This window comes from Streptomyces venetus (assembly GCF_039540295.1).
In the GTDB taxonomy this organism is placed as follows: domain Bacteria; phylum Actinomycetota; class Actinomycetes; order Streptomycetales; family Streptomycetaceae; genus Streptomyces; species Streptomyces venetus.
On record NZ_BAABET010000014.1, the window covers coordinates 176374 to 191576 of the forward strand.

The window sequence follows — 15203 nt, forward strand, 5'->3', positions numbered from 1 at the left end:
AAATAGCCCCAGCGAGCAAGGAGCCGCGGCATGAGCTTCCAGCCCACCCCCGAGGACAGGTTCACCTTCGGCCTGTGGACCGTCGGCTGGCAGGGGCGCGACCCCTTCGGCGACGCCACGCGGCGTGCCCTCGACCCGGCCGAGACAGTGCGGCGCCTGGCCGAGCTGGGCGCCCACGGCGTCACCTTCCACGACGACGACCTGATCCCGTTCGGCTCGAGCGACACCGAGCGCGAGGCCCACATCAAGCGCTTCCGGCAGGCGCTGGACGCCACGGGCATGAAGGTCCCGATGGCCACCACCAACCTCTTCACGCACCCGGTCTTCAAGGACGGCGCGTTCACCGCCAACGACCGCGACGTGCGCCGCTACGCGCTGCGCAAGACCATCCGCAACATCGACCTCGCCGTCGAGCTCGGCGCCCAGGTGTACGTGGCCTGGGGCGGCCGCGAGGGCGCCGAGTCCGGAGCCGCCAAGGACGTCCGCGCCGCCCTGGACCGGATGAAGGAGGCCTTCGACCTGCTCGGTGAGTACGTCACCTCCCAGGGCTACGACCTGCGCTTCGCCATCGAGCCCAAGCCGAACGAGCCGCGCGGCGACATCCTGCTGCCGACCGTCGGCCACGCCCTGGCGTTCATCGAGCGCCTGGAGCGGCCGGAGCTGTACGGCGTCAACCCCGAGGTGGGGCACGAGCAGATGGCCGGGCTGAACTTCCCGCACGGCATCGCGCAGGCACTGTGGGCGGGCAAGCTGTTCCACATCGACCTCAACGGCCAGTCCGGCATCAAGTACGACCAGGACCTGCGGTTCGGCGCCGGAGACCTGCGGGCCGCGTTCTGGCTGGTCGACCTGCTGGAGTCGGGCGGCTACACCGGCCCGCGGCACTTCGACTTCAAGCCGCCGCGGACCGAGGACCTCGACGGGGTGTGGGCCTCGGCGGCCGGCTGCATGCGCAACTACCTCATCCTCAAGGAGCGCGCCGCCGCCTTCCGTGCCGACCCGGAGGTCCAGGAGGCGCTGCGCGCGTCCCGCCTGGACGAACTCGCCCAGCCCACCGCCGCGGACGGCCTCCAGGCCCTGCTCGCCGACCGGTCGGCCTTCGAGGCCTTCGACGTCGACGCGGCCGCCGCCCGCGGCATGGCCTTCGAGCGGCTGGACCAGCTGGCGATGGACCACCTGCTGGGGGCGCGTGGCTGAGCTCACGCGCGCGTGGGGGCCGTTCCGGGGTTCGGGGCGCCTCCACGCGTGCGTGCGGACCCGTCGGCCGGTCGCGGGTGTGACCGGCCGACGGGTCCGCAGTGCACCGGAATCATGCGATCCATGCCATGAGTCCGTATCGGCTTCCGTGCGCCCCTCGTGCCCTGACCGGTGCGCGGCGACTCTGGTCGGTATGGCCATGCCGCCCGTACCGCCTCAGCCGCCCGGTCCGCACCGGCGCCGGAACCCGCTGTTCGTCCTGCTCGTCCTGCTCGTGGCCGTCGCGGCCGTGTCCGTCGTGGTGCTGATGGCCTCCGGACGCGACGACTCACCGGACCGGCAATCGCCCGCCGAGAGCACGAGCGGCAGTCCCGGTCCGTCGTTCAGCATCCCGGTCGAGCTGCCCACCGGGCTGCCCTCCGAGTTGCCTTCCGCGTTGCCGAGTCAACTGCCCAGCCGGTTGCCGTCGGACCTCCCGAGCCGGTTGCCGAGCGACCTCGAATCGCTTCTGCCGTCCCTGGACCCCGGCGCGCTACTGCCCTGACACCGCCGCTCCGGAGCCGGACCCGTCGCGGGTCCGGTCAGGATCGACGAACACGTCAGGCTCGACGGACACGGTCAGGATCGACGAACACCACGACGTCCGTCGCCTCGCCCGGCAGCGGCTCGGGCTCCCACCAGCGGCGCGGCGGTAGAACGCCAGTGTGTCGTGCGCCTGGTCCCAGGTCAGCAGCCAGGCCCGGCCACCGGGCGCCTGCGACCTGAGCACGGCGCGGCTCCCTCCCCGGCGGCGAGCTCCGCCGCCGCCAGCGCGGTGGCCGGGTCCTGTGCGGCGCCTCCCGCGGGCGCCCAGCGGCCGCGTTCCTGGCGGTACGGCCACCACCGGCCGTCCCGGCCGAGGCGCAGCTGGACCGGCGCGCCGACGACCGTCCAGCGGTTGCCCCGCGCCCGCAGCGGTGGCCGCTCGTCCGCGTCCCAGGCCGACTCCAGGGCGGCACGCGCGCGTGCGAGTGCTCCGCCCTCGACCCGCCACTCCTCGTCGAGGACGGACAGCGCGTCCGCACCGCCGTACCGCCAGGCGCGTACGGCGATTGCCAGCCCGGCCCGGCCGCGTCCCGATCCGGCGGCGAGCCGGTCCGTCACATCGCGGTCGGGATCGCCCGCGGCCAGCCGCACCGCGTCCTGTGCGACGGCTTGCTCCGGGCCGGCTACGGGCCGAAGACACCCCGGGCCACCTCCGCGAGCATCCGGTGGGCCCGTGCGGCGGTCCGGGCGGCCAGGAACTCCAGCGCCGCCGGGTCGACACCCGGAGCGGGCGGCGTCTCGGTGTCCAGGGACGGCGGTGCACCGGGCTCGTCGGGGAGTTCCGGCAGCGCCGGCAGCGGGGGCAGGATGTCACCGGCCGCATACGCCTCGGCCGCGTCCACCCCTTCCGGCGCGGAGGAACCCGAGGCGCGTGCTCCGCTGCGCGACTGGATGTCGGCCAGCACGTCCGTCTCGGCGCGCCCCCGCATCAGCAGCAGGACGAACGGGTCCTGGTCCAGCAGCCGGGCCAGCTGGTAGCAGAGCGCCGCCGTGTGCCCGCAGTGGTCCCAGGTTCCGCAGTCGCACTCCGGCTCCAGATCGCCCAGGCCCGGCAGCAGTTCGACGCCCTCGGCCGCAGCGTCCTCGACCAGGTGCGGGGGCATCTCCCGGTCCAGCAGGGCCGCCACATGACCGGCCCGCTCCACCGTCATGTCCAGCAGGCGGTCCCACTGCCCGGGCGAGAGCGTCTCCAGCAGGACGTCGGCCCGGTGCGCCGTACCGTCCTGATCATGGACGACGGCCGTGAGCCGGCCCGGACGTACCGACACCGCCCCGACCGCTCCGGCGCGCGCGAGCCGGCGGCCCGCCTTGAGCTGCGCCGAGTCCAGTGCCGTGTCCTCCAGCGCCTTCAGCCAGACCTGGCCCCACCAGGTCTGCGCGAACCCGCGTCCGTGCGCGGGCGGCAGCGCGGCGAACGTGCGCTCCGTGTCATCGTCGTGCCGAGTCATCGCAGGCCCCCTCGCAGTTCGACCAGGTCCGCCAGTTCCGCGTCCGTCAGCTCCGTGAGGGCGGCCTCACCCGAGCCCAGGACCGCGTCCGCCAGCGCCCGCTTGCGGGTGAGCAGTTCGGCGATGCGGTCCTCGATGGTGCCCTCGGCGACGATCCGGTGCACCTGGACGGGCCTGGTCTGGCCGATGCGGTACGCGCGGTCGGTCGCCTGCGCCTCGACCGCCGGGTTCCACCAGCGGTCGTAGTGCACGACGTGCTCGGCCCGGGTGAGGTTCAGGCCGGTGCCCGCCGCCTTCAACGACAGCAGGAACACGGGCACTTCGCCGTCCTGGAAGCGCCGCACCATGGCCTCGCGCTCGGCGACGGGCGTCCCGCCGTGCAGGAACTGCGAGGGCGCGCCGCGCGCGGCCAGGTGCCGTTCCAGGAGGCGGGCCATCCGCACGTACTGCGTGAACACCAGGACGCCCGCCTCCTCGGCGAGGATCGTGTCGAGCAGCTCGTCCAGCAGCTCCAGCTTCCCCGAGCGTCCGGCGATCACCGGCCGCTCCTCCTTGAGGTACTGCGCCGGATGGTTGCAGATCTGCTTGAGGCCGGTCAGCAGCTTCACGATCAGTCCCCGACGCGCCATGCTGCCGGCGCCGGAGATCTCCGCCAGTGCCTCGCGCACCACGGCCTCGTACAGCCCCGCCTGCTCCTGGGTGAGCGACACGGCGTGATCGGTCTCCGTCTTCGGCGGCAACTCGGGCGCGATCCCCGGGTCCGACTTGCGGCGACGGAGCAGGAACGGCCGTACGAGCCGGGCCAGGCGGTCCGCGGCGCCCGGGTCCTGCCCGCCCTCGACGGCCTCCGCGTACCGCCGGCGGAAGGTGCCGAGCCTGCCCAGCAGCCCCGGGGTCGCCCAGTCGAGAATGGCCCACAGCTCCGACAGGTTGTTCTCCACCGGGGTGCCGGTGAGCGCCACGCGCGCGCGTGCCCCGATGGTCCGCAGCGCCCGCGCGGTCGAGGAGTGCGGGTTCTTCACGTGCTGGGCCTCGTCCGCCACGAGCATGCCCCAGGGCACCTCGGTGAGCCGGGGCGCGTCCAGGCGCATCGTGCCGTACGTGGTGAGCACGAACTCCCCGTCGGCCAGGCCGTCCAGACTCCGCCGTGGGCCGTGGAAGCGCCGCACGGGGGTGCCGGGCGCGAACCGCTCGATCTCCCGTTGCCAGTTGCCCATCAGGGACGTCGGGCAGACCACCAGGGTGGGCCCGACGGTCCCGGTGTCGGTCTGCCGGTGCAGGTGCAGGGCGATCAGCGTGATCGTCTTGCCGAGCCCCATGTCGTCGGCGAGGCAGCAGCCGAGGCCCAGCGACGTCATACCGGAGAGCCAGTTCAGGCCCCGCCGCTGGTAGTCCCGCAGCGTGGCGGCGAGCGCGGTCGGCTGCTCGACGGGCCGCTGCGCCTCCGGATCCGTGAGCCGCTCCCGCAGGGCCGCCAGCCACCCGGTGGGCCGTACCTCGACCCGCCGGCCGTCCACCTCGGTCCAGCCCGTCAGGGCCGCGCCCAGCGCGTCGATCGGTGTGACCTTGTGGTCCTGCCGGGCGCGGGCCCGGCGTACTTCCCGGGGGTCGACCAGGACCCACTGGTCGCGCAGCCGCACCACGGGGCGGTTCGCCTCGGCGAGTCGGTCCAGTTCCGCGCGGCTCAGCCGCCGGTCGCCCAGCGCGAACGACCAGTTGAAGGCCAGCAGCGCGTCGGCGGACAGGAACGAGGGCAGGGCGGCGGAACCCGTGCCGGACTCCGGCTCCTCGTCGGAGGGGCCCACCTCCGCGCGCGTGGTCAGCTCCCGGGTCAGTCCCTTCGGCCAGTGCACCTCCACACCGGCCGCCGCCAGCGCCCGGGCGCCCGTGCCGAGCAGCTCGGTGACGTCCTCGTCGGCCAGCTCGACCGCGTCCGGCACGGTGGCCGACAGCAGCGGCGTGAGCGCGGTCCAGGCCCGGGCCGCGCGGCGCAGGGCGAGCAGGGCGTCCATCCGCGCGCGGGGGCCGAAGGCCTCGCCCCCGGTACCGGCCCAGACGTCCGCGGCGTCCGCGACGAGCGCGGCGTCGCTCACGCTGTGCACCTGGAGCACGGCCCGGAACGTCACGTCCGCGTCCCCGGCGGTCCCGCCCCCGGCCGCCACGTCCGTCAGGCCGTCCGCCTCGATCCGCAGCGACAGCCGGACCCCCGCGTCGTGGCCCGCGGCGACGTCGGCGGCCCACGCGCGCTGCTCCGGCAGGTGCACCGGATCGGGCGACGCGTAGGCGGCACCGCCGGTCACCAGTGGCGCGGCGGGGGAGCGGGGCAGGGTGTCGGCGACCGCGTCGAGGAAGGCGCGCAGGAGCTGCTCCGGGTCGGGCAGCCGCAGCGGACCGCCGCCCGGCAACGGTACGGCGTGCGCCTCGGGCGGCATCGCGGCGGCCAGCCGGCGTACCGCCTCGACGTCCTCGGCGCGCAGCGGGCCGGCGCGCCAGGCGTCGTGGTCGCCCGGGGAGAGCCCCGGCAGCAGCAGCCCGCGCGCCACCAGGTGCAGGGCGTGCACGGCCGCCGCGCCCCAGAACCGGGTGGCGCGGTGCCCCGACGCGCCGGCACGCGTGCGTACGAGGACCGGCAGGGCCCCGCTCAGCGGCAACAGGACGGCGCGCACAGGCTGCGGATCGACTCCGTGGACGCCGGGGACGGCGACGGTGAGGTCGGCGACGGTCAGGTCGGCGATGGGCGCTTCGGCGACGGACGCCGAGGGCACGACCGGTGGGGCCGCGCCGTCCGGCCGCCAGAAGGCGACGCTGCCGGTGCGGGCCGGGTCGCCGGGGAGGAAGACGGCGCGGCAGTCGGCCAGTTCGGAGGATGCGAAGGATGCCGGGGAGAGCGTGGAGGAGGGTGCCGGGGGAGTCGGATGCTCGGTTATGGCTAATTCCTCAAGTTTGACTAGTGAGTCGGAGTCGCCGAGGGTACAGCACCTTCCGGAATCTGCAGGTATGCGTTGGCTGTGAGCTGAGTCACCATGAAGGAGTCAGGGGTGCGTAGGGGGGCACCTCAGGGATGTCTCAGGGTCGCGGTCCGGAACCGCCGCAAGCGCGGGCCCGTTCTCGAGACAGAGAGCGGCAGTGGCCGCGAAGGAGGCGACAGACATGTCCAAGAACGCCAAGATCGCCGCAGGCGGTGTGGCGGCCGGACTCATCCTGTTGATCTGGCTGCCCTGGTGGGCATCGCTCCTGATCATCCTGGGAGTCCCGGCCGCCGCGTATCTCACGCTGGACCCGTCGCAGCGGCGCAGGCTGCGCCGCGTGACCCGCAAGGAAATCGGCCGCTGACCGGCCGTGGCCGCCGGTCCTGAAGGGGTCGTCGGCTCGGCCGGGGGATCGTCGGCTCGGTCGGGGGATCGTCGGCTCGGCCGGGATCGTCAGTTCGGCCGTACGGCTATGTTGTCGAGGGCCTGGAGGAGACCCGGCAGCTCCGGCCCCCGGCCCACCGGCAGGACCTCGCCGGGTTCCTCGTCGAGCAGCACGAAGGCGATGTCGTCGGTCCTGGCCACGAGCGACCAGCCGGGACCGTCGGCCCGCAGGGTCCGTGCGTCACCCGGCGCGAACGACGACCGGACCCGCCCCAGCGGCGGCGGCGAGTCGACGTAGGTGTGGGCCTCCGCGAGGACCCGCCGGATGCCGGTGTGGCGAGGCTGCGCTTTCTCCCCGCCCCCTTCCGGCCGGTCGGCCGCCTCGTCCGTGCCGCCCGACGCGTCCGGTGACCCCGGCGTGGGAAAGGCCGAGTCGTCGACCTGGTCCCGCCACATCGCCCATTGCAGCGCGATCTCGTCGGCGCCCAGCCGCCGCTGCGCCGGCCCCCAGGTACTGGTGTCCGGCGGAGCCAGCGGAGGCCGGTCGTCGGCCTCCGGGCCGGGGTCGTGCGGCGCGGGCACTCCGGGCGCGGCGACGGCGACCGCGAGCGGCCAGCCGGGCAGGGCCGCGACGACGGTGCGCTCGTCCGGCGACAGCTCGTACTCCATGCCGCAGTCCCAGGAGGCGATGGCGACGGCCACCAGGGAGACGTCGTCGATGACCACCGTCCAGCGAGCACCCTCGCCGTCCTGGCCGAGCACCAGCCCGTACCCGTCGGCGAGCGGCGCGAGGCCGAGCGCCGCGCACGCCTCCGGATAGTCGTCGCCCAGCACGCTCGGGAACTTCGCCGGCGTCAGCAGCACCGCCGTGAGCACATAGAGCGCGTCGTCCGCGGCGGCGACGGCATCCTCGTCCGTCCCGGCCATCCCAGCCTCCCCATCGGTTTCGTCCAACGGCGCACCCTAGTGCGCGCGGAAGCCGCTTGTCACGGCCTCGGAAGCGCGCTCGGAGCTGCAGTTTTCCGGCGGACGGGGCGAATCGGCCGCCGGGCCGCGGCGCGTCACGCCGCCGGCAGTCCCAACAGCTCACGCGCCACGGTCCGCGGTGACTCGCCGCGTTCCCGCGCCAGCGCGATGACGGCCCGGCAGGCCAGCTCGTTCACCCCGAACGACAGGGCCTCCGGCGACACCCAGCCGGCCGCCTCGTCGGCCCGGTCCAGGTCGTCCTCCGCGCCCGCCGCCACATACGTGGCGGCAGCCTCGAAAAGATTGTGCGGACGTTTGTCCTCGTCGGTCTTGGTCTCCGTGCGCCAGGCATGAGCGACCGTGACCCCGGCCTTCCGGACCCTGCTCCACATGCCGAACCACCTTCCCCCTGGGCGATTGTTCCGCCTCGCCGGTCGTCTCCCTGTCACCAACGTAAAGTTGGAGGTCCGGTGACAGAAGGGGGAGTGCCCGGTGAAGCGCTTCGCACGGCTGGAACAAATCCGGCGGATGGACCCACACCGGGACGCCACGGAGATCTACCGGCTGAGCCTGGCCTACGAGTTCCCCTGGGACTTCACCCGCGCCCTGGAGCTGGCTCTCTACCGCACGTACGCCGTCCCGGCCATCGGCCGGCTGCTGGCCGAAACGGCGGAGCTCACGGACCGGACGCAGAAGCGCTACGACGACACCGCGCTGCTCCTGGACGCCATCGTCGAGCACGGCTTCGGCAGTGACGAGGCGACGACCGCGATCCGGCGCATCAACCAGATGCACCGCGGTTACGACATCGATGACGACGACATGCGCTACGTGCTCTGCACGTTCGTCGTGATGCCCAAACGGTGGATCGACGCCTACGGCTGGCGCCGGATGTCGCGCCACGAGATCGTCGCCAGTGCCGTCCACTACCGCACGCTGGGCCGGCACATGGGCATCAAGGACATCCCCGAGACCTACGAGGCGTTCGAGGCGTACCTCGACGCCTACGAGGCGGCCCACTTCGCCTGGGACGAGGACGCCCGGCGGGTCTCGGACGCCACGCTCGACCTGATGGCCTCCTGGTACCCGCGCCCGCTCGCCCCCGTGCTGCGGACCGCGATCCTGGCGCTGCTCGACGACTCGCTGCTGCGGGCTTTCCGCTACCCGCCGCCGAGTGCCGCCACGCGCGCGTGGGTGCGGCGCGCGGTACGGCTGCGGGGCCGCGCCGTCCGTCTGCTGCCGCCCCGGCGGGCCCCGCACTTCGCCCGCCAGAACTGGGAGATCAAGGGCTATCCGTACGGCTACCGGCTCGCCGACCTGGGCACACGCCCGGTGCCGGGTGTCCGCGGCTGTCCCGTGCGTGACGTCTAGAGGGGGGAGCCCCCTCTCGGGGGCGGCTCAGCCCTCGCGGACGGCGAGCGCGAGGAAGCGGGTGTCCTCGTCGACGTACGAGGTCATGCGCCACCCGGAACGGGCCAGCAGCGGACGGAGGTTGGGCTCGGCGCGCAGGTCGTCCGGGGTGAGCGCGCGGCCGTGCCGTGCGGCCAGGGCCGCTCTGCCGATCGGGTGGAACAGGGCCAGCACCCCACCGGGACGCACCACGCGGGCCAGTTCCCGCAGGTTCCCGGCCGGACTCGGCAGATGCGAGATCAGGCCCGCTCCGAACACGGCGTCCAGCGACCCCGAGCGCACGGGCAGCGCGGCGACGTCCGTGAGCAGCAGGGCCCCGTCACGGTCCCGCCCCGCCCGGACGGCCTCCCGCAGCATGGCCGGCGTCAGATCGGCCCCCACCACCATGCCCGAGGGCCCCACGGCGGCACGCAGCGGCGGCAGGGCGCGTCCGGTGCCGCACCCCGCGTCGAGCACACGGTCGCCCGCACGCAGCCCGAGCTCCGCGACCGCGGCCGCGTAGGCCGGGCCGTCGTCCGGGAACCGGCTGTCCCAGTCGGCGGCGCGGGATGTGAAGAACTCCTGGACACGCGTCTGGTCGTCGCTCATGTACGGCATGATTCCGCACCGGCCCGGATGACGCCTCACCGGCACGGATGACGTCTCAGCGCACACGTTCGAGCGTGACCCGATCGTTCCGGTGTGTCCTTGTGTCATATTCCAACACCTTTCGAAATGCGCCCCCTTCATGCGCCCATGGCGGGTCTAGCGTCCCGGGGCCATGGGACACCTGGACCACGCAGCCCTGGGGTGGCTGACCCCCGCGCTCTCGTACGTGATGGCCTGCATCGGCGCCGCCCTGGGGCTGCGCTGCACCGTCCGCGCGCTCGCCGCCACCGGGCGCTCGCGCCGCAACTGGCTCGTCACCGCCGCCTCGGCGATCGGCACCGGCATCTGGACCATGCACTTCGTGGCCATGCTCGGTTTCCGCGTGACCGGCACCGACATCCGCTACGACGTGCCGCTCACCCTCCTGAGCCTGCTCGTCGCCATGGTCGTGGTCTGCGCCGGCGTCTTCGCCGTCGGCTACGGCCGGGACCGCGGCCGGGCCCTGTTCCTCGGCGGGCTCACCACCGGCGTCGGCGTGGCCAGCATGCACTACCTCGGCATGGCGGCCGTCCGCCTGCACGGGGACGTGACCTACGACCCGGTGCTCGTCGGGCTCTCCGTCCTGATCGCCGTCGTCGCCGCGACGGCGGCCCTGTGGGCGGCGCTCAACATCAAGTCCCCGGTCGCGGTCACCATCGCCTCCCTGATCATGGGCGCGGCCGTCAGCAGCATGCACTACACCGGCATGTTCGCGGTGGGCGTGCGCGTGACGCCCTCCGGGGAGGCGCTGCCCGGGGCCACGGCGATGCAGTTCATCTTCCCCCTCGCCGTGGGCCTCGGGTCCTACCTCTTCCTGACCTCGGCCTTCGTCGCGCTGTCGCCGACGGCAGGGGAGCGCGAGGCATCCGCCTCCGCCCAGCGACCGGTCGAGCGCGCCACGCCCTGATCCGGGGCGGCACGCACTGAATCCGGGGTGGCACGCCCCCGAACCACTTCCGAGCGAGGAGTCCATGCGTACACCCCGTAGGACCCCCACAACCGGCGCCCAGGCGCCGCCCCCACCCGCGCGCGGGCGCCGCGCGCACGCCGGACCACCGGCCGACGAGGGACCCGAGGCGTCCTCGGACACCGCACCGGACGGGGCGTCCACGCGCGCGGAGCGCTGGCACGTACGCCCCCGAACCGTGCGCGCCAAGATCGTCTGTCTGCTGATGGTGCCGGTCGTCTCCCTCCTGGCGCTGTGGGCCTACGCCACCGTCACCACCGCCCAGGACGTCTCCCGGCTGCGACAGGTCCAGCGGGTGGACGCCCTGGTCCGCGCCCCCGTCTCCGCCGCGGTCGCCGCCCTCCAGGCCGAACGCGCGGCCGCCGTACGCCACGCCACCGATCCGTCCGCCGTACGGACCGACGAGCTGGACGAACTCGCCCGGCGCACCGACCGGGCCGTCGCCGCCCTGCGGCTCGGCGAGGACAACACCGTCGCCGACAGCGAGGAACTGCCCGCCGGAGTCGCCCGCCGGCTGGAGGCGTTCGTCGCGGGTGCCGAGCAACTGCGCCCGCTGCGGACCGCGGTGCGGCACGGGCACGCCGACTGGGCCGAGACGTACAGCCGCTACACCCGCACCATCGCGGCGGCTTTCGGCGTCGGCGGCGCCCTCACCGGCATCCAGGACGCCGACCTCGGCTCCGACGCGCGCGTGCTGCTCGAATTCTCCCGCGCGGGCGAGGCGTTGGCCCAGGAGGACGCGGTCCTGGCGAGCGCCCGGCTGTACGGCACGCTGACCGGGGAGCGGCTTCGGCTCTTCACCGGCGCCGTCGAGCTGCGCCGCACCCTCACCGAGACGTCGGTCGCGGACCTCCGCGGCACCGAACGCTCCGCATGGGACGCCCTCTCCGGCAGCAGCGCCTACGCCGGGCTGGGCGACGCCGAGGACAGAATCCTCACCGGCGGACCGGGCACCAAGGCGCTCCAGGCGGCACCCGAGGGCACCTGGAACACAGCCCACGCGCGCGTGCGGGACGGTATGCGCGGCATCGAGGACGACGCGGGACGCGGTGTCGCGCGGCGGGCCGACCCGTTCACCCGGGGGCTGCTCACCCCGGCCGGCGCGGCCGTCCTGCTCGGCCTCGCCGCCGTCGCCGCCTCACTCGTCATCTCCGTACGCATCGGCCGCGGCCTCGTCGTGGAGCTGGTGAGTCTGCGCAACGACGCCCTGGAGATCGCCCGGCGCAAACTCCCCGAGGCCATGCGGAGACTGCGCGCGGGCGAGGAGATCGATGTCCGCGCGGAGGCCCCACCGGGACCACCCGCGGAGGACGAGACCGGGCAGGTCGCCGAGGCCCTCGGCACGGTCCACCGCGCCGCGCTGCGAGCCGCCGTGGAACGCGCCGAACTGGCCAGCGGCATCTCCGGAGTCTTCGTCAACCTCGCCCGGCGCAGCCAGATCCTCGTCCACCGCCAGCTCAGCCTCCTCGACAGCATGGAACGCCGCTCCGACGACCCCGACGAACTCAGCGACCTCTTCCGCCTCGACCACCTCACCACCCGCATGCGGCGCCACGCGGAGAGCCTGATCATCCTCTCCGGAGCGGCCCCCGGCCGGGCCTGGCGCACGCCCGTCTCCCTGACCGACGTGGTCCGCGCGGCCGTCTCCGAAGTCGAGGACTACGCGCGCGTGGAGGTACGGCAACTCCCCGAGGCGGCCGTCGCCGGCGCGGCCGTCGCCGACCTCACGCACCTGCTGGCCGAGATCATCGAGAACGCCGCCCAGTTCTCGCCGCCCCACACGCGCGTGCGCGTCACCGGCGAACCCGTGGGCAACGGCTACGCGGTCGAGGTGGAGGACCGCGGCCTCGGCATGGGCGAGGAGACCCTCGCCGAGGCCAACCGCCGGATCGCCCAGTCCGAGGCGCTCGACCTGTTCGACAGCGACCGGCTCGGACTGTTCGTGGTCAGCAGGCTCGCCGCCCGGCACGACATCAAGGTCCACCTGAGGACCTCGCCCTACGGCGGCACCACCGCGGTCGTCCTGCTGCCCACCGCCCTGCTGCCCACCGGGGCGGTCGAACGTTCCCCCGGTGCGGCGGCCCCCGTGCGGGAGTCCGAGGAACGCGCCCACGCACGCGTGCCCGACGCCGCCCCGCACCAGGACACCGTCCCGGACGTCGTCACCCCACCCCCCGGCCGGCGCGCTCTGGTGGCCCCGGTACCGGCAGCCGCCGACACCCCGAGCCACACCGCACCCCCAGGAGTCGCCACCTTGCGACTGCACCGGCCCCAGGAGCAGCCGGAGGGCTCCGAAGACCTCCCGCGTCGCGTACGGCAGGCCAGTCTCGCCCCCCAACTGCGCGACGAACGCGCCGAGGAACCGTCACCGCCCGCGCCCCGGGACGACCAACGCACGCCCGAACTCGTACGCGACCGCATGGCGGCGTACCGCGACGGCTGGGCACGCGGCGGCGGCAGGCGACCCGGCCGCGGCACCACTCCCGGCCCCGCCACGGGCAGCGACAGCAGCGAAGGAGACCCCGCATGATCCAGGATCCGAGCACACACTCCGCCCGGCGCTCCGGCGAACTCGACTGGCTGCTGGACGATCTGGTGCTCCGCGTGAGCGAGGTCCGGCACGCCGTGGTGCTGTCCAACGACGGCCTGGCCGTGGGCGCCTCGTCCGGCCTCCGCCGCGAGGACGCCGAACACCTGGCCGCGGTCGCCTCGGGCTTCAACAGCCTCGCCAAGGGGGCGGGGCGGCACTTCGGTGCCGGCGGGGTCCGCCAGACCATGGTCGAGATGGACGAAGGCTTCCTGTTCGTGGCCGCCGCGGGCGACGGTTCCTGCCTCGCCCTCCTCACCGCCGTGACCGCCGACATCGGCCTCGTGGCCTATGAGATGGCCCGCCTGGTCAAGCGCGTCGGCGAGCACCTCGGCACGGCACCGCGCGTGGGCGCGCGGCCACCCGCCGCCGGATGAACCGGGAGAGCGGTCGGTGCAGATGACCGAGGACATGACGGGAGCCCCGCACGAGCGGAGCAGCCAGTGGTACGACCACGAGGCCGGCCCTCTCGTCCGCCCCTACGCCATGACGGGCGGACGCACCCGGTCCGGGCCCACCGGCGTGCGGTTCGACCTGATCGCCCTGGTCACCCTGGACCCCGGGGCACCCGGCGTGGACGACGCCCCGCTCGGCCCGGAGCACCGGAACCTCCTCGACCTGTGCCGGACGGAGACGCAGTCGGTCGCCGAACTCGCCGCGGGGGCGGACCTGCCCGTGGGCGTGGTCAGGGTCCTCCTCGGCGACCTCCTGGAACTCGGCTTCGTCACCGTCAGCCGCCCCGTACCGCCGGCCCAGCTGCCCGACGAACGCATTCTGCGCGAGGTGATCGAAGGACTGAGAGCGCTGTAGGCGCGCCAGACGGACAGCGCTGCGGACGACCGCACACCACCCACCCACCCACCTGCCTGCTCACACCACCCGTAGCCGGTACTCCCGAGAGAAGTGATCAATGGTCTCCGAGCACTCCGACGCCACCGACGGCGAGAGCGCCGCACTGGCGTTGAAGATACTGGTCGCCGGCGGATTCGGCGTGGGCAAGACCACCCTGGTGGGCGCCGTCAGCGAGATCCGGCCGCTGCGCACCGAGGAACTGCTCAGCGAAGCAGGCCAGTCGGTGGACGACACCGACGGCGTGGACCAGAAGACCACCACGACCGTCGCCATGGACTTCGGGCGCATCACCATCCGGTCCGGCCTCTCCCTGTACCTGTTCGGCACGCCGGGCCAGGACCGGTTCTGGTTCCTGTGGGACGAACTGGCGCAAGGGGCGCTCGGGGCGGTGGTCCTCGCGGACACCCGCCGGCTGGAGGACTGCTTCCCCGCGGTCGACTACTTCGAGCACCGGCGCATCCCGTTCGTGGTGGCCGTCAACTGCTTCGCAGGTGCCCGGCACCACGGCGCCCCGGACGTCTCGCGCGCCCTCGACCTCGACCGGGGCACACCCGTGGTGCTGTGCGACGCCCGGGACCGCGACTCGGGGAAGGAGGTGCTGATCCGGCTGGTCGAGTACGCCGGGCGGATGCACACCGCCCGGCTCCTCGACTCGGTGGGATGATCCCTCGGACCCCTCGGATTTCTCGGATCGCCCGGTCGCCCGGTCGCCCGGTCGCCCGCTCAGTCCGCGAGGTCCCGCTCCGCCAGGACCTTGTCGATCGTGACGCGGACGAGGAGTTCGCCCGGGACAGCGTTGCGGGCGCCGAACTCCTCGGCGCGCTCCTCGCCCATGTACCGGGCGGCGATCCGGGTGGCCCAGTGCCGTACCTCGTCGAGGTCCTTCACGAGGCGGGCACGGCCCCGCAGCACCACGAACGAGTACGGCGGTCGGTCGTCGTCCACGCACAGGGCGACCCGGCCGTCACGGGCCAGATTGCGTCCCTTCACGCTGCGCTCGCCGGTGTTGAACACCACCTCGTCGCCGTCCAGCAGGAACCAGATCGGGGCCACGTGCGGGCTCCCGTCGGCCCGTACCGTCGAGAGCTTTCCGGTGCGGGTGCCGTACATGACGAACTCCCGCCATTGCGCATCGGTCATCTTCTCTGCCATGGCTCCCATCCTCCTTGCCCCGGCCGCGGTCGTGGGGAAGGCTGGCGTGGAGATCCTCC

14 protein-coding genes and 1 pseudogene are annotated in these 15203 nt (G+C 73.7%); 9 read left to right on the top strand and 6 right to left on the bottom strand.

The window, feature by feature from the left end:
• The first annotated feature begins 30 nt into the window (after nt 1–30).
• Both xylA and ABEA82_RS35770 read left to right on the top strand, forming a co-directional pair.
• Nucleotides 31–1197 carry a xylose isomerase gene (xylA, locus tag ABEA82_RS35765; RefSeq protein WP_345665921.1) on the top strand — a complete coding sequence of 389 codons (1167 nt, stop codon included), beginning with the start codon at nt 31–33 and terminating at the stop codon, nt 1195–1197.
• Between the two features lie 193 nt (nt 1198–1390).
• The gene (locus ABEA82_RS35770) at nt 1391–1741 is read left to right on the top strand and encodes a hypothetical protein (RefSeq protein ID WP_345665922.1); all 351 of its coding nucleotides are present in this window, start codon (nt 1391–1393) and stop codon (nt 1739–1741) included.
• A gap of 182 nt (nt 1742–1923) precedes the next feature.
• On the opposite strand, the pseudogene ABEA82_RS35775 reads toward ABEA82_RS35770, so the two are convergent.
• Nucleotides 1924–3230 (bottom strand): annotated as a pseudogene (locus ABEA82_RS35775) (SWIM zinc finger family protein).
• The gene (locus tag ABEA82_RS35780) at nt 3227–6088 is read right to left on the bottom strand and encodes a DEAD/DEAH box helicase (RefSeq protein ID WP_345665967.1); all 2862 of its coding nucleotides are present in this window, start codon (nt 6086–6088) and stop codon (nt 3227–3229) included. Before ABEA82_RS35780 ends, ABEA82_RS35775 begins: the two are co-directional and overlap by 4 nt.
• Before the next feature lie 292 nt (nt 6089–6380).
• Between ABEA82_RS35780 and ABEA82_RS35785 the strand changes: the two genes are divergently transcribed.
• Nucleotides 6381–6563 carry a hypothetical protein gene (locus ABEA82_RS35785; RefSeq protein ID WP_003988658.1) on the top strand — a complete coding sequence of 61 codons (183 nt, stop codon included), beginning with the start codon at nt 6381–6383 and terminating at the stop codon, nt 6561–6563.
• Nucleotides 6564–6652: 89 nt separating this feature from the next.
• On the opposite strand, the gene ABEA82_RS35790 is transcribed toward ABEA82_RS35785, so the two are convergent.
• Together ABEA82_RS35790 and ABEA82_RS35795 are read right to left on the bottom strand one after the other, a co-directional pair.
• Nucleotides 6653–7510: a hypothetical protein gene (locus ABEA82_RS35790; RefSeq protein WP_345665923.1), complete on the bottom strand. Its 858-nt coding sequence runs from the start codon at nt 7508–7510 to the stop codon at nt 6653–6655.
• 134 nt (nt 7511–7644) lie between these two features.
• The gene (locus ABEA82_RS35795; protein ID WP_039931981.1) at nt 7645–7941 is read right to left on the bottom strand and encodes a hypothetical protein; all 297 of its coding nucleotides are present in this window, start codon (nt 7939–7941) and stop codon (nt 7645–7647) included.
• Nucleotides 7942–8041: 100 nt separating this feature from the next.
• On the opposite strand from ABEA82_RS35795, the gene ABEA82_RS35800 reads away from it, so the two are divergent.
• Nucleotides 8042–8920, top strand: coding sequence for an oxygenase MpaB family protein (locus tag ABEA82_RS35800; protein WP_345665924.1), 879 nt, complete (start codon nt 8042–8044; stop codon nt 8918–8920).
• 27 nt (nt 8921–8947) lie between these two features.
• Here ABEA82_RS35800 and ABEA82_RS35805 read toward each other — a convergent pair whose 3' ends face one another.
• Nucleotides 8948–9547 (bottom strand): class I SAM-dependent methyltransferase, encoded by a 600-nt coding sequence (locus ABEA82_RS35805; protein ID WP_345665925.1) that lies wholly within the window; start codon nt 9545–9547, stop codon nt 8948–8950.
• 172 nt (nt 9548–9719) lie between these two features.
• Between ABEA82_RS35805 and ABEA82_RS35810 the strand changes: the two genes are divergently transcribed.
• The 5 genes from ABEA82_RS35810 to ABEA82_RS35830 all read left to right on the top strand — a co-directional run bounded on the left by ABEA82_RS35810 (nt 9720) and on the right by ABEA82_RS35830 (nt 14656).
• The gene (locus ABEA82_RS35810) at nt 9720–10493 is read left to right on the top strand and encodes an MHYT domain-containing protein (protein ID WP_345665926.1); all 774 of its coding nucleotides are present in this window, start codon (nt 9720–9722) and stop codon (nt 10491–10493) included.
• A gap of 64 nt (nt 10494–10557) precedes the next feature.
• Nucleotides 10558–13083: a sensor histidine kinase gene (locus tag ABEA82_RS35815; RefSeq protein ID WP_345665927.1), complete on the top strand. Its 2526-nt coding sequence runs from the start codon at nt 10558–10560 to the stop codon at nt 13081–13083.
• Nucleotides 13080–13517 carry a roadblock/LC7 domain-containing protein gene (locus ABEA82_RS35820; RefSeq protein ID WP_345665928.1) on the top strand — a complete coding sequence of 146 codons (438 nt, stop codon included), beginning with the start codon at nt 13080–13082 and terminating at the stop codon, nt 13515–13517. The genes ABEA82_RS35815 and ABEA82_RS35820 overlap by 4 nt, the downstream gene beginning before the upstream one ends.
• A 22-nt stretch (nt 13518–13539) precedes the next feature.
• A complete protein-coding gene (locus tag ABEA82_RS35825; RefSeq protein WP_345665968.1) occupies nt 13540–13950 on the top strand; it encodes a DUF742 domain-containing protein in 411 nt (136 codons plus the stop codon).
• A 100-nt stretch (nt 13951–14050) separates the two neighbouring features.
• Complete coding sequence (locus ABEA82_RS35830; RefSeq protein ID WP_003988649.1) at nt 14051–14656, top strand: GTP-binding protein; 606 nt, start codon at nt 14051–14053, stop codon at nt 14654–14656.
• A 59-nt stretch (nt 14657–14715) separates the two neighbouring features.
• Here the strand turns inward: ABEA82_RS35830 and ABEA82_RS35835 are convergent, their stop codons facing one another.
• Complete coding sequence (locus ABEA82_RS35835) at nt 14716–15144, bottom strand: PPOX class F420-dependent oxidoreductase (RefSeq protein ID WP_345665929.1); 429 nt, start codon at nt 15142–15144, stop codon at nt 14716–14718.
• Between the last annotated feature and the right edge of the window lie 59 nt (nt 15145–15203).